Below are 24,896 nucleotides of genomic sequence, written 5' to 3'. Positions count from 1 at the left end.
ATAGAACGAGGCTTAAGTCTAACAATCTCGTAACATTACCGGACGGCAAAACATGGCATGGGGTAAAAAACGCAGTTTTCCGCTGTTGAGCGTGATTCTGCTCACAGCAAATCATGTCAGAAGCCCGTTTTTTAGTGTCTTTATGTGCTGAAACAATGCCTGCCGCAAGATAAGCGCATCGCAACGCCCGGCAAACGTGAAAAAATATGTCTACTCGTTACTGACATTATTCATCACCGCATCTATGTTTAAAAAACCACCAGTGATCACTGGCGACGTGCTGCCCGTTCTGGACAGTCCGCATGATTAACCCATATTTCCCCATGCTGCCATTATCTGGCGGCGGGCATCGTTGTCTCTGCGGAGGTCAGCTATGAGAACCCAGCCAAACAGCGCCAGTCGGGCGATTACCGACTACTTCAATAGCCCCGCCTGGCATGCACCGCATGAAAGCGATGTGTTGGCGGCGATCATGCGCGAACTGATGGATGACGGGCAGCCTGCCACCAGCAAAGCGATTATTGCGCGGGTGATCGACAAGCTGGAATTTGAAGGAGATGAACAGCAGCTGCAGAGTTATCGCAATCTGCTGGCGAAACTGCTGGAATCGGGGCCGCAGAAGTAGCGGCCCACGGCACTATTTTACCGCACGCAGATGGTCGGCTTCGCTGACAAACGCTTTGCCGCTCTGACGCTGGTACAGGCACAGTTCGCGGCCGAGCTGGTTTTTCATGTGCTTTTGCGGATAGCGCCCCTCCAGCAGCAGCGCATCAAAACCCACGCGGTCATCATACTGAATCGGCTTACCCACCACTTTAGCTGTCTTCAGGCCACTGGCCTTGAGGCAGCTTTGCTGCATATTTTTGTCGTTTTGCTGCCACGCCGCTTCGCTCGAGGCATTCGCCAGCGGGCTTAATAACAGCGTTAACAGCAGCAACGTTCCGCTCTTTTTCATCATCACTCCTCAATCAGCTTTGCAGGCCGAAAGATAAAAAAATTCCCGCCGTAGCGGGAAGAAATAAGACGAGCATTGCATATTCGAGAGTGACGAGGAAATCTCCGTAGTGCGCAGCTATCCTCGCCCGGCGCTGTGACAGCCAGATGACAATGCAATGTCGTTTTGGTGTTAACCGCAGTACACCCGGGAAATCTTACCGCTCTGATCCGCCGCGAAATTTACCCGACGCAGATTGAAATCCATCGTTACCGCTGAATTCCACGGTATAGCACGCACCGGGACTTCAAAGCGCTTATTGTCGAGCGCCGATAGCGGCTGCCCTACATAGTTTTGATATTGCGATGCGCCGCACTGATCGGTTTCGGGATCGTGGCTGGCCGCCGCGCTGGTGTCAGGTTTGCTGGCAGACTGGCAAGCGGTCAGGGCAAAAAAGGCCGTAACCAGTAGCGCTTTTCCATAATGGGTCACAAGTTTCTCCTCCTGGATTAATAGACAACCGGTTTCTGAGAGTAGCAAAGCGTGACCGTGAAACGGAAACTTTTACAGCAGATTGGTCGCAGAAATGAGGGAAAAAGCGCGATCTTCTTCGCATAAATTAGGATTAATCGCACAAGCTGTCTAAAAATCAATCTGCCAGACACTACAATTAACTAAGAATTTTCTGAGTTGGAGGCGATTATGGAACTGGTTATTTTTGTCGGCTTCGCCGCGCTGATGACTTTTGTTGCCATTAGAGTGCGTTAGTCGTAAGGCACATTTGTAGCTACCGTTTGACGTTCAAGACGGTAGCTATGATGTGCGACATTAATTGATTAAAACTTCTTCCCTGAGCCGGGCATTAAACGCGGCTAACGGCATAGGTCGTCCCAGAAAATATCCCTGCCCTTCTTCGCAAGAGAGCGCTTTGAGCGCTTTTAACTGCGCTTCAGTTTCAATGCCTTCTGCCGTAATGGTGAGTGCAAACGCGCGTGCCAATCCAACAATCCCCGCCACCACCGATTGCGCCTGCTGCGATTCCGGGAACTCCTTCATCCAGGAGCGATCGATTTTCAGCCCGTTGAACGGAAAGGTTTTCAGATAACCCAACGCCGCATAGCCGGTGCCAAAATCATCCACCGTGAGCCGCACGCCAAGCGCACGTAAACCTTGCATGATCTCCAGCGCGCGATCCGGATTCTCGAAGGTGACGTTTTCGGTAATCTCCAGTTCCAGCCGCGTGGCGGGTAATCCGCTGATACGCAGTGCATGCGCCACGCGCTGCACCAGATCGTTGGCTCGGAACTCAACCGGTGAAATGTTAACTGAGACGTAACGTTGTTCACCCCAATGGTAGGCATCGAGGCAGGCACGCATCAGCACCCAATCGCTAATCGCAGTTATTAATCCTTTTTCTTCCGCCAACGGAATAAAGCGATCCGGCGTGATCCATTGACCATCTTCCAACTGCCAGCGAATCAGCGCTTCCGCGCCAGCCAGCTTTCCGCTCTGCAGCTGATAGCGCGGCTGATAGTGCAGTGAAAAAGCTTTATTTTTCAATGCTGCTTCTATTGCCTGTACCATGTCACGCTTCGATTGCAGGTGATTTGCCATATCGCTGGAATACCACATCCATTGATTGCGCCCGGCACTACGTGCCTGGCTGAGCGCGATGTCTGCGAGTCGCAATAGCGCTTCCGGTTGTGCGGCATCTTGCGGCGCAGAGACGATACCCATGCTGGCGGTTAAATTGATCTGATGCGATCCGCTGATGATCGGTTGATGAACGGTGCGTTGCAATGCACGACAGCGGTACTCAACGCCAGCACGGGTAGTTTCGCGCAGCAGCAGAATAAAGGCATCGCCGCCAAGCCGGGCCGCCAGCTCATTCGGCGCCAGCAGATTTTTCAACCGCTGGGAGATCTCATTCAGCACCGCATCACCCACCGAGTGGCCCCAGGTATCGTTAATCGGTTTGAACTCATCGAGGTCAAAGCTGATGACAAACAGCGGATCCTCTTCGCTAACGCTCTCCAGATAAGTGGTCAAATACTCCTGCAGCTGAACGCGATTGGCCAATCCCGTCAGCATATCGTGACGTGACAGGAATTGAATTCGCGCTTCGGCATCCACTTCATGAGTGATATCTGAAACCGTGCCGCGGAAACCGGCACGCAGGCCATTACGACGAATTGTTTTCGCCATTAATTGCCCAATGCGCCGTTCACCACTGGCCGACATAAACTGGCAGCGCAGCGGCACGCGCTGCACTTCTTCCTCTTGATGCATCAACCATGACACCAACGAATGGCTGGGATGGCTGATGAGTTGATCAAGTGAGCGTCCCATCCAACTCTTTACCTGATGGCCAGTAACCGCAGTAAAGCGTGACGAGAGATAGCGCAGGCGGCCCTGGTCGTCGATCTCCCAAATCCAGTCTGATGCCGCTTCCGCCAAATCGCGAAAACGTTCTTCGCTATCAGCGAGTTCACTTTGGCTGACAGCCAGCATTTCAAAGCGACGATCGGAAATGACCGCGTTGTGTAACGCGTGACGGATCACGCGGCGCGTCACCAGCGTCACGGCCAGCGCCGTAAACAGCAACAGCGGCATCATCATCCAGATCACGCCAAATCCAGGATCTTTCGGCTTCCAGCGAATGACCAAAGGATCGCCCTGCACCACCGGTTCAACCAGACGCGGTTCGTACTGCGCCTCGTCTACACTGCTGGCGATACGCGGTTCGAGCACATTGAGTGAGTTCCCCAGCGCTTGAAGTTTCTCAGGGGTAAATATATTAACAAACAGCATGACTGAAGGCGGGCCCGGTAGGGTTGGCAAATCACGTACTTTTCCCGGGGTGATTGGCGCAGCGACGATAATGGCTGGATTATTATCTATCATCACATTACGAGCGACAGCGTCGTGAAGCTTACGCGCTTCTCCCAACAATAATACACTCTGCGCACCCAGCCAGCTCTCCAGAGACACAGAGGACAATTTGCCATCAATCACCGCGTAGCGCGTTTTGCCTGCGCCATCCACCACAAATACGCCGTCATAGTGATACTCACTGTAAAGGCCTGGCCCAAAGTTCTCTTCATCCCACGCCCAGATTTTATTGACCGTCAGATGCAGGTTTTTCCAGCCTTCGCCCCAGTTAGCGTAATCACGCGCATCGACAATCATCTCCTGCTGTTGCTGCTGCCAGGCCTGACGCATTAGATTGGCGTCCTGCTGAATGGAATCGCTATTTTGTTGATGGGCGATAACCAGCACCATTAACACGGCGAGAAGAAGCACACCGAACAGCAGCGAGGTTAAGGTGCGCAAACTACGCCGCGTTATCCGAACCGTGTGTGCTTCCATGTTGGCTTTGGCGGGTAACGCCGCGTGTCGTTGATACTGAGAATTCATGCACAATGCTCGTAGAATACAGGCAGCAAAAAAGGCGGATGATGACGAACACGGCGCACATCTCCACCCTGTAAGGGTTTGATCGGTTATCGGCCCGGCGCGCCGCAGATTTAGTCTTGCTGGTGGAATATTTGAGCAGCGCAAATGTGCAGCACACCACCTCGACAGCGGTGATCGGCGTTGCTACTATGCGCTCTCCTCTGCTCGCTGAGTCGCCTATGGACACCCAATCCGACAAAGTTACGTTAACGCTGTTTTACGTGGGTAGCTTTGTGGTCTATTACCTCGTGACCATGCTGGTTACGCTGTTTCCCAATTATGGGATGCTGCGCACCAATGGCTTGCTGATGCCGGTGCTCTGCCTGGTAGAGTTTGCAGTGATCTATCCGCTGTACCGCTTTTACTGCCAGCGTCGTAGTGATATTCCGCTTGGATTTGTGCGCCCGATGCAGGGGCTGCTGTTTATCGGCCTGCTGTTCGCTTTGATGGTGGCGCAGACTCAGTTTTTGCAGCCGGAAGGCTGGCTGATCGCCCAGTCGCAGCAGGGACGCAGCTCAATGCTGATTCTGCTGCTCACTGCGGTATTACTGGCGCCGGTGTTTGAAGAGGTGTTGTTCCGGGGATTCCTGCTGCAAGGTTTTCTGCTGTGGGCGCCGCGAAGCCGCTTTGCCTGCATGCTGCTCACTTCTCTGCTGTTCGCCGCCATGCATACCCAATATGTGCATTGGGAAACGCTGGTTGCGTTAACGCTGTTTTCACTGCTGCTGTGTTATGCACGCCTGCGCAGTAACAGCCTGGCGCTGCCAATTTTCCTGCATACGCTAAATAACCTGATCGCTATCCTGCCCGCCTGGTATTTCGCCTGATACCCAAAAAACAGCCATCCTGCGATGGCCGTTGAGTTGCATCAATTCCCTCACACCTGCGTCAGCCCGCCATCCACACAAATCTCGGCACCGGCAATGTAGCTGCTCTCATCGCTGGCGAGGAACAGCGCCACGTTGGCCACCTCTTCCGGCTGGCCCATGCGACTGAGCGGAATGGTGCTGGTGATGCCAATGCGCACCTCTTCGGTGGCCGCCTGCATCATCTCGGTATCGATCGGGCCTGGCGCCACCACATTGATGCGGATGCCGCGCGCCGAAAGCTCGCGCGTCCAGGTGCGGGCAAAGGAGCGCAGCGCGGCTTTGCTGGCGCTGTAAACGCCATATCCTTGGGTGCCAATGACATCAGCGATCGACCCTATCAGCACCACGCTGGCGCCGGGCTTCAGCAGCGGCAGCGCCGCCTGCAGCGCAAACACTGGCGAGCGCACGTTGAGGCCGAAGATCTGGTCGAAATGCTCCGCGCCAATCTCATCAATGGTGGCGTACTCGGCCATCCCGGCGTTAATCACCAGCACATCAATCTGGTCGAACTCACGCTTAATTGTCTCAATAACACGGATCAGTTCACTCTGCTGGCTCACATCGGCACGCAACGGGTGCGCATTGCCGGTAATGGTGCTGCTGGCGGCCTGTAACTCTTCATCACGACGCGATGTAAACCAGGTCGTGGCGCCTTCGCGGGCAAACCGCTGACTAATTGCCAGTCCAATCCCCTTCGCACCGCCCAGCACCACCGCTACTTTGTTTTCCAGTCTGCTCATCTGCACTCTCCTGTTTGGGTAGAAAACAGATGGTATATATTTTATACTTAATAACAATTACGCACTTTGTTTATACCAGATATCGCGGAGTATATCGCCATGGCAGAGATCGACGGTAACAGCTTGAGAGATATAGGAAAAACTCGTCCGGTGCTGGAGCACATCACCAATAAATGGTCGATTTTAATTCTCACCGTGCTCTGTACTAAGCCGTCGCGTTTTAACGAGATTCGTCGTCGGCTGGACGGTATCACCCACAAAGCGTTGGCGGATGCGTTAAAGCGGCTGGAGCGCAATGGGCTGGTGAATCGTGAAGTGTTGAACACGGCGCCAATCGGTGTGGAATACAGCCTGACGCCGCTGGCGCAGACGCTGCAGCAGCCGTTTATCGCCCTGTATGATTGGGCGCTGGAACATGGTCCATCACTGGAGCGTGCGCAGGAAGAGTACGATCGCACCCATACGGATGAGCTAGCGTAGGGCCGCCAATGATGGCGACCGCAGGCGCAAGAACTACTCTTTTTCCGCTTCGAAATGGTTTTTAAACTGCTCGTAGATAGAGATCATATTGGAAGCATCGCCGTGCAGCGGGCTCAGCTTTCCTGCACGGACCAGTTCAATCACCAGCTGCAGGGCGGCTTGTTTTGGGCTGCTGGCCGGATGGGCAATTTCGTTCGACATGGTTAACTCACTCATCGTTTTTATCAGGGCCGCACAGTTTAGCCCAGATTACGCTACGGATGCGCGCCGCGCAGCGTATAATCTTGCCGACCGGACAAGAAAGCCGCTCAGGGTGATAATTGACTCCCGACGCGTTTAGCTATACTGGATCAAAAAAGGGAACGACCAGCCACACATTCCGTACCAGCGAGAAGGTGTTAAAGGAGTCTGATTATGCTGATTGGTTTTGTTTTGTTAGTGAGCGCGTGTGGGCATGATGCCTGCGACGCCTTGCCGGTTTCGGAGCGCATCTATCCGACCAAAGTGGCCTGTGAGCAGATGGCCGATCGCATCCATAAAGTCCGGCCAAACGTGGTCTTACTTTGTGGCGAAGTGCACCGTTAATTCGGTGCCAGTTTTATTACAGTCGCGCAAAAAACAGCCAGACGGCATTGCAAGAATGGGTTGTAGCGTTCAAAATATAAGCTGCTTTTCACTATTATCGTTGTGAATCCAATGAAAACATCTCGCCCCCGTCGTCCAAACGGACGCTGGGTTTACTACATTTTGTATGATGGCATCCTGTGGCCCTGCCCCGTGCGCTGGGAGTGGGAAAGCGGCTTCGGCGGCTGGCTGCCGTTCTACTTCTCGCCCACGTTTGAGTTCGTGGCGGGCGATCCGCGCAAGGCCTATCGCATTGCGCGCAGCAGTGTGCGTAACGTTCGTCATACCGATGGCGAATACGCCTGATTGATTAGCCAAGCTGCCACGGCAACCATGACGCCGTGAGCAGATAATGCAGTAACTCCAGTACCAAAATCACCATCACCAGCACGCCGAGCTTGTGACTGCCAATCCAGTCCTTCATCCCCATATCATCGCAGCCCAGCGAATCAGCATTAGCGCACCGCAGATGCACAACAGCACCACAATCATTTTCCAGTGTTTAGTTGCAGCCAGTTTTTTTGCCACGCATCCTCCAGACGGCAGAAAGCAACGATGCGCCCTCAGGCGCACCGTTAATTCTAACGCTGGTCACCCAATAGGGCGATTATTTATTCAGCGTGTAGTCGAGCGTGATTTCAGCATTCAGTACCTGAGACACCGGGCAGCCCGCTTTGGCTTTCTGGATAATCTCATCGAACCTGGCATCATCAATGCCTGGCAGCACAATGGCGCTGGTCAGCGCGATTTTGGTGATGGCAAAACCGTCGCCCTTTTTATCCAGCGACACATCCGCAGTGGTATCGATGCTGGTCGCTTTATGTCCTTCATTGCCCAACATCAGCGACAACGCCATGGAGAAGCAAGCGGCATGTGCTGCACCAATCAGCTCTTCCGGGTTGGTGCCTTTCTGCCCTTCAAAACGGGTATTGAAACCGTATGGTTGATTGCTCAACACACCGCTTTCAGTGCTTACCGTTCCTTTGCCTTTAATGTCGCCTTCCCAATGGGCCGATCCTTTCTTATGAATGGTCATGTCATTCCTCCTGTTTAGTTCGACAGGTAATGAGTATAGACAACGTGACTGATTTTGCTTTTCTCAGCTCACCGCGCGTGGACGTGCCGGGCTTAATCCTGCCTCGCTCAGCAGCGCATTGGCCTGCACCAGCGAAGCCTGAGTAATCTCTTTAATGGATTTCGCACCGGTCAGCGTCATCGCCACTTTCATCTCTTTCTCAATCAGATTGAGCAGATTCTCGACGCCGCGCTGGCCGTGCGTGGCCAGCGCATAGACAAACGCGCGCCCCAGCAGCACGCTGTCGGCGCCGAGCGCGATCATGCGCACCACATCCAAACCGCTACGAATACCGCTGTCGGCCAGAATGGTGATATCGCCTTTTACCGCATCGGCAATCGCTGGTAACGCACGCGCCGAGGAGAGCACGCCATCCAACTGACGACCGCCGTGATTGGATACCACAATGCCATCGGCGCCAAACCGCACCGCATCACGCGCATCTTCCGCATCGAGAATGCCTTTGATCACCATCGGGCCATCCCAGAATTCGCGAATCCACTCCAGATCCTGCCATGAAATGGAGGGATCGAAGTTGTTCGCCAGCCAGCCAATGTAATCTTCCAGCCCGGTCGGTTTGCCAAGATAGGTGGAGATATTGCCGAGATCGTGCGGACGGCCATGTAGCCCGACATCCCACGCCCATTGTGGATGCGTTGCCGCCTGCCAGTAACGGCGCAGTGCCGCATTCGGGCCGCTCATGCCCGAATGCGCATCGCGATAACGCGCGCCCGGCGTTGGCATATCGACGGTAAACACCAGCGTGGTGCAACCGGCAGCCTTGGCGCGTTCCAGCGCATTGCGCATAAAGCCGCGATCGCGCAGCACGTAGAGCTGGAACCACATGGGGCGATTAATTGCCGGCGCAACTTCTTCGATCGGGCAAACCGACACGGTAGAGAGCGTAAACGGAATGCCTTTCAGTGCCGCTGCGCGTGCCGCCTGCACTTCACCGCGGCGGGCGTACATGCCGCACAAGCCCACCGGCGCCAGCGCGACCGGCATCGATAAGGTTTCGTTGAACAACTTTGTCTCAAGACTCAATTCCGACATGTTTTTCAGCACGCGCTGGCGCAGCGCCACGTCGGAGAGATCGGCGACATTGCGCTTCAGCGTGTGCTCGGCATAGGCGCCGCCATCCAGATAATGAAACAAGAACGGCGGCAAGATGCGTTGCGCCGCGGCGCGATAGTCACTGGCAGCAGAGATGATCATCCGTTGTTTTCCTTATGCTGAGGTAAATCGTGGCCCGGCAGACGCGTAATCCGCGCCTGACGCGCTTCATCTTCATGCAGGGTTTTCATGGTGGTATGCACGAAGCCGAGGTGATCCATCGCCGCCTGGCGCGCCGCTTCCGCGTCACCGCTCATCACCGCCTCGAACATCGCCTGATGCTGTTCGTGCAAGCGATTGAAAATCACCGGATGGGTATACATGCGCTGGCGGCTGTGCAGCACCGAGGATTGCAGCAGATCGAAGAAGCCGCGCATGGTTTGCAGCAATACCACATTGTGCGAGGCTTCGGCGATGGCGAGATGGAAGCGCAGATCGGCTTGCGCCGCGAGATCGGGATCGTCGCTCTCGTTCATCTTCAACAGCGCATCGAAGGCGTAGCGCAACCGCTCTTTATCGGATTCGGTGGCGCGTAACGCCGCGTGCCAGGCGGTGCTGGCCTCAATGGCATGACGCGCTTCCAGGATGTCATAGCGATAGTCGGGATCGGCGGCCAGCAACTGACGAATCGGCTCAACGATACGCTGTTCCGACCACGGCGCCTGCGGCTGGCGTACCCAGGTGCCGCCTCCGCGTTTGCTAACGAGCACGCCGCTGCTGATCAACTGCTGAATTGCCTCACGCAGTGATGAACGTGAGGCACCAAATTCCGCCGCCAGCGCGCGTTCGGAGGGCAAACGCATGCCCGGCTCCAGCTGATGTTCACTGATCCACGTGCAGAGCCGCGCGCGCAGCGTATCCGCTAAGCGCGGCGAGTTATCATTCATGGAACCCTCCACCATTGGTAGGACCAATATTCGTTTGGTCGGGATTTCAGGTTCCAGATAGTTAATGCATTGTTAACTCAACGCAACGAAAGGCGCGTGATTTTTCCCGTTATGTGATGATGCGGCGCAATTTCACTCATTTGGTAGGACCAATCACACCGATGTCTGACCAAAGGCGCGACGGTAGCTGTGAGGATGAAAGCGCAGGTTAAGCACGATTAGCCCGACGGTCACCGCCGCTTGCATGAGCCAGACGCTGCAAAAACTGTGGGTCAACGCCTGCAGCTGACCGGCGATAAACGGCATGCTGCCAGCGATGATAAACCCCGCGCCCTGCATGAACGCCACCAGCCGCGCACCGGCCTGCGGATGGGGCAGATGGTCGAGCGCCAGCACCATCGCCAATGGGAACGCCGCGCCGAGGCCAAAACCGGCAATCGCCGCCCACAGCCACGGTGCCAATTGCGGTGCCAGCAGAAAACCGCTCATGCCGATCAACTGACAAACCAGGCTAATAATCAGCTGCGGACGGCGATCGGCCTTACGCGCCAGCAGCGGCATCAGCAGCGCGCCCGCCACCTGGCACAGAATCATCACGCCCAGCAGCGAACCGCCGGCCTGCGCTGACCAGCCCAGTTGCTGATAAGCATCCGGTAGCCAGGCGACACAGGTGGCATAACCGCCGTTCACCAGGCCAAAACTCAGCGCCAGCGTCCAGGCACGCGGTTTGCGCCACAGCGACGGCAGCGCAATGTTTTCCGTGCTTGCGGCAGTCGGAACGCGCACGTAGAGCCACAGGCCAATCGCCAGCAGCACCGGCAGCGCCCAGCCGGTCAACGCCAGCGACCAACCATAATGCTCGCTCAGCCACGGTGACAGCGCGGCGCCCAAGCCGCCACCGCCCATGAGCGCCCCGGCCCACAGTCCGGTCACTGCCGCGCTGCGCTGGGCAAACCGCTGACGAATCAAGCCTGGCATCGCCATCTGCACCACGCCCACGCCAAGGCCGCCAAAGAGAGCACTCACCACCAGCCAGCTGCCGTCATGGATGATGCCGCGCGCGGCCAGCGCCAGCAGTAGCAGCATCAATCCGGCCAGCAGCAAGCGTTGCAGCGGCACGCGTTGCATCAACGAAGCGCTTAGCAGCGCCACCGCGCCCATCATCACCATCGGTACTGCGGGCAGCAGCGAGGCCGCCAGTGAAGAGAGTCCCATCGCCTGGCGCAGCTGGCCGAGTAATGGACTAATAGAAGTGAGAAACGGACGCATATTCAGCCCAGCCAGCACCAAAGCGCCGAGTGTTAGTCCGTTATAATGTCGATTCATACACAATCCTGCTGTAAAAGAGTTGCCAGCATCGCAGCAGTGGTTACTATTTGGAAATGAAATAACACCATGGTGACCAGTGGAATAATGAATCGTCAGCCGATGTTCACCCCGCAGCAGCTGCTGAGCTTCGTCGCGGTATGCGAAACCGCCAGCTTTACGCGCGCCGCCGATCGCGTGCATCTGTCGCAATCTACCGTCAGCCAGCAAGTACGTCGGCTGGAAGAGATGATTGGCAAAGCGCTGCTGGAGCGCACTTCGCATCAGGTCGCGCTAACTGAAGAGGGCGAAAAACTGCTCGGCTATGCGCGCCGTATTATCGCGCTGAACGGCGAAGCACACGACGTGCTGAGCGACAAATGGCGTGACGGCGTTTTACGCCTCGGCGTGCCGGAAGATTTCGCCGCGCCGACCGCCGGTTTGCTGGCGGAATTCAGCCGCGAACACCCGCAGCTGCGCCTTGACGTGATGAGCGGCATGTATGTCGATCTGCATCGCGCATGGCAGCGCGAAGAGCTGGATATCCTGCTGATTAAACAGCCCGGCGGCGAGCGCCCGCTGGCTTCACGTCCGGAGCCGCTGCTGTGGCTGGATAGCGCCGCCCATCCCTGCTTTGAGCAAACGCCGGTGCCATTGGTGGTGTTTCCACAGCTCGGTTTGTACCGCGAAGAGATGGCGCAGACGCTAGACAGCCTCGGCCGCAGCTGGCGCATTAGCTACAGCAGCGCCAGTTTAGTGGCCCTTGCCAGCGCCAGCGCCGCCGGATTAGGTGTGACGCTGCTGCCCGCCAGCTGCCGCCTGCCGGAGCATCGCGTACTAAGCGAAGCTGACGGGTTGCCGAGCATTAGCCATTTTGAACTGGCGCTGTTTTGTCGTACGCCGCAGGATGCGTTGCAGCAGGCGCTGGCCGCCGCGCTCGTGACGTTTTGCCAGTTGCAGTGGCAGTGATTTTTCCACTGCTCATCAGTGGAAAATATCGCAGCGCGCCGCGTCAGGTTTTGCCAGATTAAGCGTTTCTCATTTGATGGAACCTCTGATGCAACTCACTTCTCCCAGCCGTCGCGAATTTCTTAGCCTGACCGCTGCTGGCAGCCTGATGGCAGCCGGTATGAGCTATGCCGGACAAGCCTCTCCGCTGCTGTCAAACAGTACGCAACCGCACACGCCACCGCCGCGCGTCGCCCACTACCAACTGCTTAACGTGCGTCTCGAAGAGGGCTTTGAGCGCGACGGCAGTGAAATCATCGCTACGCGCACCGCGCTGTACGACATCACGATCAAAGATGGCGCTTTCGTTACAATTGATGCTGCCGGCAAAGCGCGCAATGCCGCGCTCACGCAGTGGGATGCCAACGGCGCCCTGCTGCTGCCCCGCACCCGCGATATGCACATTCATCTCGACAAAACCTTCTACGGTGGCCCGTGGCAAGCGCCGCGTCCGCGTCAGGGCAAAACCATCATGGATATGATTGCGCGTGAGCAGGTGCTGATCCCGCAGCTGCTGCCGACCTCGCAGGCGCGTGCTGCAGCGATCATTGGCCTGTTGCACAGTAAAGGCACCACCGAAGCGCGCAGCCACTGCAATATCGATCCGGTTAGCGGCCTGAAAAGTCTTGAGCATCTGAAGCTGGCGCTGGCCGATCACCCGGAATTTCCCTGTGAAATTGTTGCGTTCCCGCAGCACGGTTTGCTGCACTCGAAAGTCGATGGTTTGATGCGTGAAGCGATGCAGATGGGCGTAGAGTTCGTTGGCGGACTCGATCCGACCAACGTGGATGGCGCGATGCAGGCGTCGCTGGATGCCATGTTCCAGATCGCTATCGATTTCCAGCGCGGCGTGGATATCCACCTGCATGAAACCTCGCCCGCTGGCGTGGCAGCGATTCAGTACATGGTTGATACCATTGCAAAAAATCCACAGCTGAAAGGTAAAGTGACGCTGAGCCACGGCTTTGCGCTCGCTACGCTGGAAGGCAAGGCGCTGGATCAGATGATTGCCGGCATGGCGGAGCAGCAGATGAGCGTGGCCTCAACGATTCCGATTGGCAAACTGACCATGCCACTACCGCAACTGCAAGCGGCGGGCATCACGGTGATGACCGGGACCGATAGCGTGATCGATCACTGGTCGCCGTTTGGCACCGGCAGCATGCTGGAAAAAGCCAATCTGTACGCGCAGCTGTATCGCGGTTCCGATGAGTTTGGTTTAAGCCGTGCGCTGCATATCGCCACCGGCGGCATTTTACCGCTATCGAATCAGGGCGAGCGCCAATGGCCGCAGGTGGCGGATGAAGCCAGCATGATGCTGGTTGAGGCCAGCTGTTCCGCCGAAGCCGTAGCGCGCATTTCCCCGGTACGCGCCACCTTCCACCGCGGATTGCCGGTGTTTAGCGCCTGATGTTCTCAAGGCGCATGAATGCGCACCCTCCGCTGTTGTAGGGTCGCCATTTATGGCGACCGTCCCACTCAATGCGCGAATCATATTGACGCCATAAACAAAAAAGCCTCCGCAAGGAGGCTTTACGTACGACATAAAAAGGGCGGCATGCGCACACCCGATGAGTGCTGGATTTACGAAAGCATCTGAATCGCCAGCGCATACAGCCGCTGGTTTTCATCGTCGCTGACAGGCTCTTCTTCCGCGTAACAGGCAATCATGGAGCTGACTTTATCCGATGACAAAGTTTCCCCATGCAGATGCAGCGTTAACACGGCGCGGCCGACGATCTTCAGAATGTCTTCGTTTTGTCCCTGGACATGATGACTCAATGAAATGACCTCTGAATTTACCCTTCATCCTTCACGCTGCAGGTGCGTTGGCTGCTCTCGTTTGCCGCCTTCCTGCATCATGAATTATTTCGGGTACTTTATAATTAGCCAAATGGCGCGCTAAATATAAAGCAAATCGACGGTGTTTTTTAATCAGAATTTTACCCAACCGGAGCGACACATAAGCGTTACCCCCGCTAAAAGGCGACTAAAAGATGCGATAAGGCTTATTTATCAAGGGTAATCCCACCTTTTCATTAAAGATGTCTGTTTTTCCCGCAACGCGCTAGCGTAAAAGCAACCGGAAAAGCATTAGAACTATGCGAGAGTTCTCGCTGATAAAATGAACAAAACGATCGCATTGCTAACTGATTTCACGCCTAAACCAACCACGCTTTTGCCATTGCCGATCCCGGCCCTTTCTGCCAGACTGACCGCCGCAATCCTACCCGCAATTAGAGACATTCCCGTGACTGCTTTTTCTACCCTGACGCAACTGCCTGCCAGCCAACTCGATAACCTGCGCGAGATGGGTTTCGACGCCATGACGCCGATTCAGGCCGCTTCCCTGCCCGCTATTCTGGAAGGGCGCGACGTGCGTGCGCAGGCAAAAACCGGCAGTGGCAAAACCGCCGCGTTTGGTGTGGGTTTGCTGAACCGTATTGATAACAGCCAGTTCCATACGCAGGCGCTGATTCTGTGCCCAACGCGCGAACTGGCCGATCAGGTCAGCAATGTGCTGCGCCAGCTGGCGCGCTTTACCCGCAATATCAAAATTCTGACGCTGTGCGGTGGCCAACCGATGAGCGCGCAGCGTGATTCACTGGTGCATGCACCGCACATCGTGGTCGGCACGCCGGGTCGTTTGCTCGATCACCTCAAGCGCGACAACCTCGATCTTAGCCAGCTGCAAACGCTGGTGCTGGATGAAGCGGATCGCATGCTGGAGATGGGCTTCCGCGACGATATGGAAGCAATCATTGGCTTTACGCCAGAGACGCGCCAGACGCTGCTGTTCTCTGCTACCTGGCCGGATACCATCGCCAGCCTCAGCCAGCGTTTTCAGCGTGATGCGCTGGCGGTTGCCACCGAAGATAAAACTGAATTACCGACCATCGAGCAGCAGTTTATTGAAGCCAGCGCCAAAGAGCGTCACAGCCTGCTCGGTGCCCTGCTCAGCCAGCAGCAACCGGCCTCTTGTGTGGTGTTCTGCAACACCAAACGCGAATGTGATGACGTGGCCGCCGCGCTGAACGAACGGGATATCAGTGCGTTAGCCCTGCATGGCGATCTGGAACAACGCGATCGCGAGCGCGTGCTGATTCGCTTCGCCAACGGCAGCATCCGCGTGTTGATCGCCACCGATGTGGCGGCGCGCGGCCTGGATATCAAATCGCTGGCGCTGGTGGTGAACTTTCAGCTGGCGTGGGATCCGGAAGTGCACATTCACCGCATCGGCCGTACCGGTCGCGCCGGTGAGAAAGGTCTGGCGGTGAGCTTTGTCGCCCCAGACGAAATGGTGCGCGCCAATGCGCTGGAAGAGTATCTGCAGCAGAAGCTCAACTGGGTCTCCTCCAGCACGCTGAAAGGCACCAGCGCGAAGTCGCTGCCGGCGACCAAAATGACGCTGTGCATTGATGGCGGCCGCAAAGCCAAAATCCGTCCGGGCGATATCCTCGGCGCGCTGACCGGTGAAGCCGGTTTCAGTGGCGACCAGATCGGCAAGATCGATATGACGGCCACACACGCTTACGTCGCCATCGACGCGGCGCAGGCGAAGAAAGCCCTGATCAAGCTGAAAGAGGGCAAGATCAAAGGCAAAAGCGTACGCGCCATCCTGCTGAAGTAATCGACTCTCGCGTGAGGGCGATCGCTCTCACGCTAAAATTTCCGTTATCTCCCTTCATTTTTTTTCTCTGCTGCCGATAAGTTAATCATGGCGATTTTGCCCTGCCCTTTTCCCAGCCCAGATCTGCCCCGAGGCCATGATGGATAATTTTCAGAAAGAGATCGATGAACGCGCTAACCTTGCGCTTTCCAATAAATTCGAACTGCTGTTGTTCCGCCTGGGTTCCGATCAGCTGAAAGGCAAATCTGAGCTCTACGGCATCAACGTGTTTAAACTGCGTGAAATCGTGCCGATGCCGACCATCACCCGCGCTGCAGGTATGCAATCGCCGCTGCTTGGCATGGCGAGCATTCGCGGACAGTTTATTCCGGTTATCGATCTGCCCGCCGTCACCGGCTGCAAACCGGAAACCGGCCTTAATCTGCTGCTGGTAACCGAATATGCGCGCAGTACGCAGGCGTTTGCGGTGGAGTCGGTGGAGAACATTGTGCGTCTCGACTGGAGCCAGGTACATACCGCGGAAGCGGGCATCGGTAGCCGCAATATTACCAGCATCGCCTGCCTCGATACCGACGGCCAGAGTAACAATCTGGCGATGGTGCTGGACGTTGAGCAGATTCTGTATGACATCATTCCCTCGGTGCGCGGCGTTGAGCCAAGCGCAGAAACCGCCAAAGACTTCAATCTGAAGCCGGGCCAGGTGGCGATTGTGGCGGAAGATTCTAAAGTCGCGCGTCAGCTGCTGGAACAGGGCCTGAAGAGCATGGGCATTCCGGCCATCATGCACAACACCGGTCTGGAAGCCTGGATCAAGATTAACGAGATGCAGAAAGAAGCCGCGGCCAACGGCGAGTCGATTCACGACAAGATCGCGCTGGTGCTGACCGATCTGGAAATGCCGGAGATGGACGGCTTTACCCTGACGCGCAATATCAAGCGCGATAACAACCTGCGCCAGATTCCGGTGGTGATCCACTCATCGCTCTCCGGCAGCGCCAACGAAGATCACGTGCGCAAAGTCGGTGCCGATGGTTACGTGGCGAAATTCGAAATTAACGAACTCTCCAGCGTGATTCACGGCGTACTGAAAAAACCGCGTTAATGACATCGTTATTCCGGTGCGCAGAAACGCGCACCCTACGAATCGCCATTCATGGCGACCAGATACACCTTTCCCCGCCCAGCCAAAAATCAACGTCATCGCCATTCACCAAACTGTGACACACCTCTAAAAAATTAAAGTTAAAACATTAACTACCGATAACTGATAGCGCTTGCGCCGGTGCTGCCATACCAGTTTTGTCACGCTGCGTAACTTTTTTCACCTTAAAAAACATCAACCTGCTGCGGGCGTCTTGCCTGCTTTTCCGTCTTGATAACATCAATTTTTGGCATTACGGGGAGATCCAATGTTGAGCTTAAAGAATATGAAGGTCGGCGTCCGTCTGGGCATCGCCTTTGGTTTAGTGGTGGCACTGCTGGTGATTGTTGGCGTGACATCCATTACCAAAATTAACAACATCAAAACCGGCATCACGTCGATCGTGGAAGATCGCTATGTAAAAGTGCGCCTGGGCTTTGACGTGCGCGATGGCGTTAACGATCAAATTAAATATCTACGCGGCATCGTGATTGATACCACGCGTCCGCAATATAACGAGAAGCGCTACCAGCAATTAGCGGAAGCCACCGAACACACCAATAACGCGATGAATAAAATCAAAGCGCTGCAGGTGACTGAGGTGGGTAAAAAGAAAATTGCCGGACTGCTTGCCGCCAGTGACAAGTTTGAAGCGGAAAAAAACCAGCTGATTGCGCTGGTGCGTGCCGGTGATGCCGAAGCGGCCAGCACCTATGTGCTGAAATCCATTACCGATACGCAAAATGCTTTCCTCGCGAGCGCCGTGGCGTTTGCCGACTCACAGTCACAACAACTGGAGCAGGAAGGTGCCAAAATTATCGATAACGGTTCATCGGCGATTGAAATGACGCTGATCTTCTCCGCTATCGCCATTGCGGCGGCCATCGTGCTGGGCTTTATGCTGACGCGCTCAATTGTGCGCCCACTCAACGAAGCGGTGGAAATCGCCGGGAAAGTGGCCGCGGGCGACCTGAGTTCGCACATTGAGATCACCGGCAAAGATGAAACCGCCGTGCTGATGCAGGCGCTGCAGGCGATGAATGACAATCTGCTGACCATCGTTTCCGATGTGCGCGCGGGCTCCGATACCATCGCCGTGGCGTCGAATCAGATCTCCAGCGGTAACATCGATCTCTCTTCCCGTACCGAACAGCAAGCCAGCTCGCTGGAAGAGACCGCATCGGCGATGGAGCAGATGACCGCCACCGTCAAACATAACGCCGAGAACGCGCGTGAAGCCAATCAGTTGGTCGCTAATACCTCTAACGTGGCGAAACAGGGCGGCGTGGTGATGGAGCAGGTTATCGAGAAGATGGAAGCCATTACGCTCTCATCAAAGAAGATCGTCGATATTATCAGCGTGATCGACTCCATTGCCTTCCAAACCAATATTCTGTCTCTTAATGCGGCCGTTGAAGCAGCGCGCGCCGGCGAACAGGGCCGCGGTTTTGCCGTGGTGGCAACCGAAGTGCGCAATCTGGCGGCACGTTCGGCTTCTGCAGCGAAAGAGATCAAGGTGTTGATTGAGGATTCGGTGGCGCAGGTCGACGAAGGCAGCCGTCTGGTGACGCACGCGGGTTCCACCATTGGCGAAGTGGTCAATAGCGTGAAAAGCGTGGCGGATATCATGAGCGAAATCACCATCGCCAGCAGCGAACAGAGCAGCGGAATTAGCGAGATTAATTCGGCGATTACGCAGATGGAAGCGGTAACGCAGCAGAACGCCGCGTTGGTGCAGGAAGCCTCAGCGGCTTCGCAGGCGTTGCAGGAACAGGCGGATCGCCTGGCACAATCAATGAGCGTGTTTAAAACGGCTGCGGTGTAATGTTTGCCAGGTTGCCATAAATGGCGACCCTACAAAATCGTAAGGTGCGCATTAATGCGCACCTTGTTGATGACGATGATTAATTCACCAATGAATAGGCGATAGAAGAAATCGCCAGCACGCCAATCATCACCACAAATACGTTACTGATCTTACCGCTGTACTGACGCATCGCCGGCACTCTCTGAATGGCGTACATCGGCATCAGGAACAGAATCATCGCAATGATCGGCCCGCCCAGCGTTTCAATCATCCCCAGAATGCTCGGATTCAGCGTCGCCACCAGCCAGGTTGTCAGCAGCATAAAGCCGGTAGTTAGTCGATTCAGACGCTGCGGCGTCACGGTTTTTCCGCGGCTGCGCAGGGATTTCACCACGATGCCGTTGAAACCTTCACGCGCGCCAAGATAGTGGCCGAGGAATGATTTAGTGATCGCCACCATCGCCACAATCGGTCCCATCCAGGCAATCATCGGCACATTAAAGTGGTTGGCTAAATAGGAGAGAATGGTGATGTTCTGATCTTTCGCCGCCTGCAAATCGGCAGGCGAGAGGCTCAGCACGCAGCTGAACACGAAAAACATCACCGTCACCACCATCAGCAAATGCGCGTTGGCGAGAATACGTGAACACTTTTTCTCAGCGCCCGCGCCATATTCATCGCGCTTGGCAACCGCAAATGACGAGATGATCGGCGAGTGGTTAAAGGAGAAGACCATCACCGGAATCGCCAGCCACAGCGTCATTAAGATGCCGTGACCGCTCACGCTCTGGCTCAGCGACAAGGTTTCCAGCGCCGCGCCATGCCAGTGCGGCACGAGATAAGCCGCCAGCAGCATCAGCACCGCGACAAACGGGAACACCAGCACGCTCATCGCTTTGACAATCATCTGCTCGCCAAAGCGCACCACCGTCATCATGCCAATAATCAAAATCAGCGACAGCAATGCGCGCGGCGGCGAAACCAGGCCCAACTGGTGCACGATAAAACTATCGACGGTGTTGGTGATCGCCACGCTGTACATCAAGAGGATGGGATAGATAGCAAAGAAGTAGAGCAAGGTGATGATCTTGCCGGCACCGACACCAAAGTGCTCTTCCACCACTTCGGTAATGTCTTCGCCGGGATTTTTCCCGGAGAGCACAAAGCGCGTCAGCGCACGGTGCGCGTAATAGGTCATGGGGAAGGCAAGAATCGCCATGATAATCAGCGGGACCAGTCCGCCTGCACCGGCATTGATCGGTAAGAAAAGTACACCCGCACCAATCGCCGTACCGTATAGACCCAGCATCCACACGGTATCACTCTTGCGCCAGCCCTTAGCCGCTGTTTCAACGGTACTAAGCGTACTGGTTTGTGAGTTGTCCATCTGTCTCTCCACACATTCAAGCTTGAACAAAAATGCAGCCAGAACGATGGCTGCCAATCATGGCGCGGGCTTTGCAGCGCCGCCGTAACGCAAAGGATGACGTTTTAATGGATCAAATTCACGCACCCTGATGTTTTTAAGGGCAGGAAATGCACGAAACTTGCGCGCAATCGATTGCCTGGGGCGCTATTTGACATGAGACGCGAGAGGAGTGCAAGAAGGAGTAAACCAGAAGTTGGAGAAAGCAGCGAAGGAAGTGGAAAGGTGTGGAGATAATGAAAAGGAGTGGCAACGGTAAGTTGTTGCCACTGATTACGGTTAAGTTGTTGCCACTGATAACGGTTCTGCCAAATAATTCAAGTTGCAGGAAGGCGGCAAGTGGATAAGTCCCCGGGAGCTTACATCAGTAAGTGACCGGGGCGAATCCACGCAGCCAACGCACCTGCAACTTGAAGTATGAAGGCAGAATCAGAATGCGCGCATCCGGTAGAGTGCATAAAGAAAATAGTACGCTGTGAGAGTATTCAAATTCATAATCATGTACTTCAGTTTTTCATTTTTATTCAGCAGAATGAAAATACCTTTGGAGTATTTTCCTCGCTTTATTTCATTAATTTCCTGGGCAATGTCCGCAGGTGAAAACGAAGAGTGATACATGGCGGTGACGATTTGCATATCCAACGCCAATACGCGCTTGGAGATACCTTTAAGAAAATAATCGAGATCGCTGGCGTGATACTTACTAATAATTGAGTCATAAAGCGCCGTCAGAAACTGTTTTCTCACTTTCAGTTCGCTGTATTGCACTTTTCGTTTGGAGAGTGACGCCTCGACATCTTCATAGTGATAAGCCGCGCCCGGTGTCACCAGGAAATTGCTAATGCAGCTGAAGAATTTAAGGTTAAACAGCAGATCCTCGCTCATGGAGATACCTTCCAAAAAGCGCAGATTTAGCTCTTCGATAATCTGCCGGCGATAACATTTGTTATGCAGATAACCAATGTTGTCACTCATCTCCAACTCACCGAGCACATAGGGAATATCCTCATTACTGAAGAAGCCCGCCTGCGACACCTTCCCCACCCGGCTGTCGTTGAGGTTGCCGACCATCAGATCCACCGTTTCCGCTGGCCAGGCATCGAGATTCTGTTTGAAGATCATCAGGAAGTTATCATCCACCCAATCATCCGCATCAAGGAACAGTACATAGTCGCCCTTGGCCTGTTGCATCCCGCTATTTCGCGCCGCGCTAACACCGGCATTAATCTGGTGAATAACGGTGACTTGCGAATAAGCGCTAAACTCCTCCAGTATTTTCGGGGTTGAATCGCTGCTGCCATCATTAACGACAATAACCTCATAATTGCTGAACGTCTGTTTAAGTACGCTCAGCAAAGTACGTTGAATGGTTTTTTGTGAGTTATAGACGGGAATGATAAGACTAAATAGGGGTTTTTCATTCATGATAAACTCTCTTTACTGTCTGAGGTTTTGATATTGCTAAATAACAGCCATAGTTTCCTGGGGTTGATAAACACTTGATGAATACGCATAACTGGCTGAGCAGGGAAAAAGTAATTAAGTAGCGAGAAGGAGAGGAACTCGGTTAATACCACGCTCATGGCCGCGCCGTTTAAACCAAAATACGGCACCAATAGCAGTGATGACGCCACGCAGATTAATAACACTACGAAGGTTTTCTTCACCAAATAACGATAACCGTTGTACTTAATAATAAAGCGATCCATCACGCTGCTGAGCACGGCACACATCGCGCCAACGCTGAGTAATAGCGTTGGCGCGACCGCATCGAGATACTCGGCGCCGTAAAAGTCACGGATAAACCATCCGGACAATAGCCAAATAGCCAGAATCACCATTGATGAAACGCCAATCACCAGCAGATGTAATTTCTGCGCCTTAATGATCGACTGCTCATCATCGCGCTCGGCAAAGAACGCTGGGAAAAAGGAAGCCAGTAAGGCATTAGGTAAAAATACCCACGCGGTAGCCAACGTTAGCGCGACGGAGAATATCCCCGCCTCTTTTACGCCGAGGAAATAAGAGACGCTGATTTGATTCACGCGGGTATAAATCGCCACCGCTATCACCGAAAACACCAGTGAAATACCCGAGGCCACCATATAGCGGGAGTATTTCTTCATCTGACGTATCGCGGGAATCGGCACCTGGCGATGGTATTTAAGGAATATCGTCAGCTTGATGACAAACGGAATAAAGGTCGCCAGTACAATGGGAATCGCCAGATAGTGCGGGTCAAAACCGTAATAGGAAATAAAGAAGCGCACCGTCAAACTGATTGCCAGGCCAGCCAGGTTGGCTATCACATTCAGGCGCGCATTCAGCATCGCCTCATTGTAGATATTGACCAAATCGAGTGAGGAAAACAGGCAGGCAATCGCCGCAGCGCAGATAAATATCAACGCATCAGCACTCCACTCTTCGCCCATAATCAGCATGCCAGTGACGGATAACACGCCATAAATCAGTAACACCAGCAGGAATGTCGCCATCATTAAGCGCATACCGGAGTGATGATTTTGTGATAAGCGTTTCAGCAGAATCACATCGCTGCCCATCAGGGCAATACTTTGAATAAACTGGAACACCAGCATAGAGATCGAGATGATGCCGAAGGTGGTGGGCCCAACATATTTCGCCACATAGGAGGTGACAAATATCAGGCCAAATACCGCAATCAGCTTTTCCGCGATCATCCACATCGAGTTTTTTAATTTATCTTTCACAACTCAACCTCAGCGTTTATTTCTGTGCCAGGCGGCGCAGACGCGATACCAGTCGTGGACTGACGAAAAACAGCGCAAAGTACAAACTCCACGGATTGAACATCAATCCAGAGGTGAAATAGGACTTAAAGCTGCGACGGTAGAGCGAGATATATTCATCAATAAAGGCACGGCTGAATCCATCGCTGTGCAGCGCTTTATAGATATAAGATGAGGTGACTTTTAAATAGAGATGGTAATAACAACGCTTGTGCTGCGTGGATAAAAACGCCTGCATGCCATTAAAGGAGCGTGCAAACGAGAAGTGTTTTTCCCGCAGTGCCGAGCGCGTGGCAGAGTTATCTGATACCACATAGTGATAAACCACCTGTTGGGTAAATATCACCTGGCGATCCTGCTGCAGATGCAGGTAATTAATCACGAACAGCAGATCTTCGAAGTTATAAATCTCTTCGTTAAAACGGAGCTGATGCTGGCGGATTACATCGCCACGAAATACCTTGTCGCAGATGCCGTGACGCGGATTGAAGTAGAGCAAATCATTGATGGCCGCTGAGGCTGCCAGCTGGCGCGCATCACTCGAATTGGCCGGAAAATCGAGTGGCTGCCCCTGCGGCGTAAAGTGCTGCGACTCCCCCACCACCATCGCCACCGGGTTTTGCATCAGGCGCACATAGGTGGCGAAGGCACTGGCTGGCAGAAAATCATCGGCATCTAAAAAGCACAGCAGCTTGCCACGCGATGCGTTAATCCCTTGATTACGTGCTGAAGAGACACCGCCGTTGCTTTTGTCGATGATGTGAAAATGCGGGTAATGGGCGTAACGCTGTAAAATGGCGAGCGAGTTATCGCTGGAACCATCGTTAATGAAGATGGCTTCAAAACGGGTTTCATCCTGCCGTAGCAGGCTATCAATGCATCGCTCCAGATACGCCGCGGCGTTATACACCGGCACGATGACGCTGATTAAAACGTCGTTAACGGGATTTTGCATAGGACCTCTGGACTCCGTCGGAGTAAAATTTGCGGGCGTAAAAAAAGATCGATGAACGTCACAGTAAATAATCGATAACCATTGCTGTGCGTTGCTTTCGCCCTGCTTAACATTTATTGGCTGTGTATTTCAGAGTTTCCTCAGGCGAATTAAAAATGCCGGTTAAATCTGACTCCACAGCAAGCGTAATAAGATAATCGCCAAATAAACTGAGCAATTTAATTCTGTTTTTACTCGACAAAATGGGCAGGCTACCGCCCCTGGCTTGCAGCTACCAGTGTACTGAAAACAGACAAAGCGCTATTTTTGGCGTAAAAAGGCTGCGCTGCACTCATAAGAGTTCAGTGTAATTTCAGCGATTTACGTTTTTTCAGCAGCGGACGATGCTTTACGCAGTGACCGCCTTTTCAATCCGAACTTAAATTAAATTTTTATCTGCTTCCTAATGAGAATAAAAAAGCGCTAGCGCTTTATCGCACTCATCACGGAAAACAAGAAATGCCGACCGGGGCTGAAAAGGTGCATCAATAGACGGGCCTTCTCAACGAACGTCACGACATTAACGATATTTGCTGTATGCCCTGCACTTTTATTACTCCGGCGCGTCTTTCGCTAGCCGATGCGTGCAAGTGGCGTTAATTCAGTGCGGCTCTCGCAGCCGCACTGCAACGGGCTTA

At 54.2% G+C, this 24,896-nt stretch carries 25 protein-coding genes; 10 read left to right on the top strand and 15 right to left on the bottom strand.

All coding sequences use genetic code 11. The features are described from left to right. The first annotated feature begins 373 nt into the window (after positions 1-373). The gene (locus WH298_RS14185) at positions 374-625 is read left to right on the top strand and encodes a biofilm development regulator YmgB/AriR family protein (protein WP_007887077.1); all 252 of its coding nucleotides are present in this window, start codon (positions 374-376) and stop codon (positions 623-625) included. A 12-nt stretch (positions 626-637) separates the two neighbouring features. Here the strand turns inward: WH298_RS14185 and WH298_RS14180 are convergent, their stop codons facing one another. From WH298_RS14180 to WH298_RS14170, 3 genes are all read right to left on the bottom strand, one after another. Continuing rightward, complete coding sequence (locus tag WH298_RS14180) at positions 638-955, bottom strand: hypothetical protein (protein ID WP_082204262.1); 318 nt, start codon at positions 953-955, stop codon at positions 638-640. A 171-nt stretch (positions 956-1,126) separates the two neighbouring features. After that, on the bottom strand, positions 1,127-1,426 hold the full coding sequence (locus WH298_RS14175) for an I78 family peptidase inhibitor (RefSeq protein WP_007887079.1): 300 nt from the start codon (positions 1,424-1,426) through the stop codon (positions 1,127-1,129). A gap of 336 nt (positions 1,427-1,762) precedes the next feature. Beyond that, complete coding sequence (locus WH298_RS14170) at positions 1,763-4,351, bottom strand: bifunctional diguanylate cyclase/phosphodiesterase (protein WP_180823146.1); 2,589 nt, start codon at positions 4,349-4,351, stop codon at positions 1,763-1,765. Positions 4,352-4,569: 218 nt separating this feature from the next. Here WH298_RS14170 and WH298_RS14165 point away from each other — a divergent pair, with 218 nt between their 5' ends. Then, positions 4,570-5,217, top strand: a complete 648-nt coding sequence (locus WH298_RS14165) for a CPBP family intramembrane glutamic endopeptidase (protein WP_049851201.1) — start codon at positions 4,570-4,572, stop codon at positions 5,215-5,217. A 50-nt stretch (positions 5,218-5,267) separates the two neighbouring features. Here the strand turns inward: WH298_RS14165 and WH298_RS14160 are convergent, their stop codons facing one another. Next, on the bottom strand, positions 5,268-5,999 hold the full coding sequence (locus tag WH298_RS14160) for an SDR family NAD(P)-dependent oxidoreductase (RefSeq protein ID WP_180823145.1): 732 nt from the start codon (positions 5,997-5,999) through the stop codon (positions 5,268-5,270). Between the two features lie 99 nt (positions 6,000-6,098). Here WH298_RS14160 and WH298_RS14155 point away from each other — a divergent pair, with 99 nt between their 5' ends. Further along, positions 6,099-6,479 (top strand): winged helix-turn-helix transcriptional regulator, encoded by a 381-nt coding sequence (locus WH298_RS14155; RefSeq protein ID WP_049850783.1) that lies wholly within the window; start codon positions 6,099-6,101, stop codon positions 6,477-6,479. A 33-nt stretch (positions 6,480-6,512) separates the two neighbouring features. On the opposite strand, the gene WH298_RS14150 is transcribed toward WH298_RS14155, so the two are convergent. After that, positions 6,513-6,695 carry a hypothetical protein gene (locus WH298_RS14150; protein ID WP_036620354.1) on the bottom strand — a complete coding sequence of 61 codons (183 nt, stop codon included), beginning with the start codon at positions 6,693-6,695 and terminating at the stop codon, positions 6,513-6,515. A 198-nt stretch (positions 6,696-6,893) separates the two neighbouring features. Between WH298_RS14150 and WH298_RS14145 the strand changes: the two genes are divergently transcribed. Then, the gene (locus tag WH298_RS14145; RefSeq protein ID WP_007887091.1) at positions 6,894-7,064 is read left to right on the top strand and encodes a hypothetical protein; all 171 of its coding nucleotides are present in this window, start codon (positions 6,894-6,896) and stop codon (positions 7,062-7,064) included. 111 nt (positions 7,065-7,175) lie between these two features. After that, positions 7,176-7,409, top strand: a complete 234-nt coding sequence (locus WH298_RS14140) for a hypothetical protein (protein WP_007887092.1) — start codon at positions 7,176-7,178, stop codon at positions 7,407-7,409. 114 nt (positions 7,410-7,523) lie between these two features. Here WH298_RS14140 and yniD read toward each other — a convergent pair whose 3' ends face one another. The 5 genes from yniD to WH298_RS14115 all read right to left on the bottom strand — a co-directional run bounded on the left by yniD (position 7,524) and on the right by WH298_RS14115 (position 11,504). Beyond that, positions 7,524-7,631, bottom strand: a complete 108-nt coding sequence (gene yniD, locus WH298_RS14135; protein WP_021507251.1) for a small membrane protein YniD — start codon at positions 7,629-7,631, stop codon at positions 7,524-7,526. 79 nt (positions 7,632-7,710) lie between these two features. Further along, positions 7,711-8,139 (bottom strand): OsmC family protein, encoded by a 429-nt coding sequence (locus tag WH298_RS14130; RefSeq protein ID WP_049850782.1) that lies wholly within the window; start codon positions 8,137-8,139, stop codon positions 7,711-7,713. Positions 8,140-8,202: 63 nt separating this feature from the next. Next, a complete protein-coding gene (gene lldD, locus WH298_RS14125; protein ID WP_049850781.1) occupies positions 8,203-9,393 on the bottom strand; it encodes an FMN-dependent L-lactate dehydrogenase LldD in 1,191 nt (396 codons plus the stop codon). Then, complete coding sequence (gene lldR / locus WH298_RS14120) at positions 9,390-10,178, bottom strand: transcriptional regulator LldR (protein WP_007887095.1); 789 nt, start codon at positions 10,176-10,178, stop codon at positions 9,390-9,392. Before lldR ends, lldD begins: the two co-directional genes overlap by 4 nt. 153 nt (positions 10,179-10,331) lie before the next feature. Beyond that, positions 10,332-11,504: a cyanate transporter gene (locus tag WH298_RS14115; RefSeq protein WP_180823144.1), complete on the bottom strand. Its 1,173-nt coding sequence runs from the start codon at positions 11,502-11,504 to the stop codon at positions 10,332-10,334. 87 nt (positions 11,505-11,591) lie between these two features. Between WH298_RS14115 and WH298_RS14110 the strand changes: the two genes are divergently transcribed. Together WH298_RS14110 and WH298_RS14105 are read left to right on the top strand one after the other, a co-directional pair. Further along, positions 11,592-12,452 (top strand): LysR substrate-binding domain-containing protein, encoded by an 861-nt coding sequence (locus WH298_RS14110; RefSeq protein ID WP_007887097.1) that lies wholly within the window; start codon positions 11,592-11,594, stop codon positions 12,450-12,452. Between the two features lie 88 nt (positions 12,453-12,540). Further along, positions 12,541-13,902, top strand: coding sequence for an amidohydrolase family protein (locus WH298_RS14105; protein ID WP_180823143.1), 1,362 nt, complete (start codon positions 12,541-12,543; stop codon positions 13,900-13,902). Positions 13,903-14,075: 173 nt separating this feature from the next. On the opposite strand, the gene WH298_RS14100 is transcribed toward WH298_RS14105, so the two are convergent. After that, a complete protein-coding gene (locus WH298_RS14100) occupies positions 14,076-14,273 on the bottom strand; it encodes a hypothetical protein (protein ID WP_036620388.1) in 198 nt (65 codons plus the stop codon). A gap of 469 nt (positions 14,274-14,742) precedes the next feature. Here WH298_RS14100 and dbpA point away from each other — a divergent pair, with 469 nt between their 5' ends. The 3 genes from dbpA (at position 14,743) to WH298_RS14085 (ending at position 19,088) form a co-directional block, all read left to right on the top strand. Beyond that, positions 14,743-16,122, top strand: coding sequence for an ATP-dependent RNA helicase DbpA (gene dbpA, locus WH298_RS14095; RefSeq protein WP_008105991.1), 1,380 nt, complete (start codon positions 14,743-14,745; stop codon positions 16,120-16,122). Positions 16,123-16,261: 139 nt separating this feature from the next. After that, entirely contained in the window at positions 16,262-17,224 is a 963-nt protein-coding gene (locus WH298_RS14090; RefSeq protein ID WP_007887101.1) for a chemotaxis protein, read from the top strand. 307 nt (positions 17,225-17,531) lie between these two features. Then, the gene (locus tag WH298_RS14085) at positions 17,532-19,088 is read left to right on the top strand and encodes a methyl-accepting chemotaxis protein (protein ID WP_180823142.1); all 1,557 of its coding nucleotides are present in this window, start codon (positions 17,532-17,534) and stop codon (positions 19,086-19,088) included. 79 nt (positions 19,089-19,167) lie between these two features. On the opposite strand, the gene WH298_RS14080 is transcribed toward WH298_RS14085, so the two are convergent. The 4 genes from WH298_RS14080 to WH298_RS14065 all read right to left on the bottom strand — a co-directional run bounded on the left by WH298_RS14080 (position 19,168) and on the right by WH298_RS14065 (position 24,219). Then, positions 19,168-20,457 (bottom strand): HAAAP family serine/threonine permease, encoded by a 1,290-nt coding sequence (locus WH298_RS14080; protein WP_007887104.1) that lies wholly within the window; start codon positions 20,455-20,457, stop codon positions 19,168-19,170. Positions 20,458-20,925: 468 nt separating this feature from the next. After that, positions 20,926-21,921, bottom strand: a complete 996-nt coding sequence (locus WH298_RS14075) for a glycosyltransferase family 2 protein (RefSeq protein WP_049850774.1) — start codon at positions 21,919-21,921, stop codon at positions 20,926-20,928. Next, positions 21,918-23,225 (bottom strand): oligosaccharide flippase family protein, encoded by a 1,308-nt coding sequence (locus tag WH298_RS14070; protein ID WP_007887108.1) that lies wholly within the window; start codon positions 23,223-23,225, stop codon positions 21,918-21,920. The genes WH298_RS14075 and WH298_RS14070 overlap by 4 nt, the downstream gene beginning before the upstream one ends. A 16-nt stretch (positions 23,226-23,241) precedes the next feature. Further along, complete coding sequence (locus WH298_RS14065; protein ID WP_180823141.1) at positions 23,242-24,219, bottom strand: glycosyltransferase family 2 protein; 978 nt, start codon at positions 24,217-24,219, stop codon at positions 23,242-23,244. Positions 24,220-24,896: the final 677 nt, after the last annotated feature.

The sequence above is a fragment of the Pantoea nemavictus genome (genome assembly GCF_037479095.1).
Lineage (GTDB): Bacteria > Pseudomonadota > Gammaproteobacteria > Enterobacterales > Enterobacteriaceae > Pantoea > Pantoea nemavictus.
The sequence above is the reverse complement of the archived record's forward strand: the minus strand, read 5'-3'. Positions and strand labels throughout refer to the sequence as shown.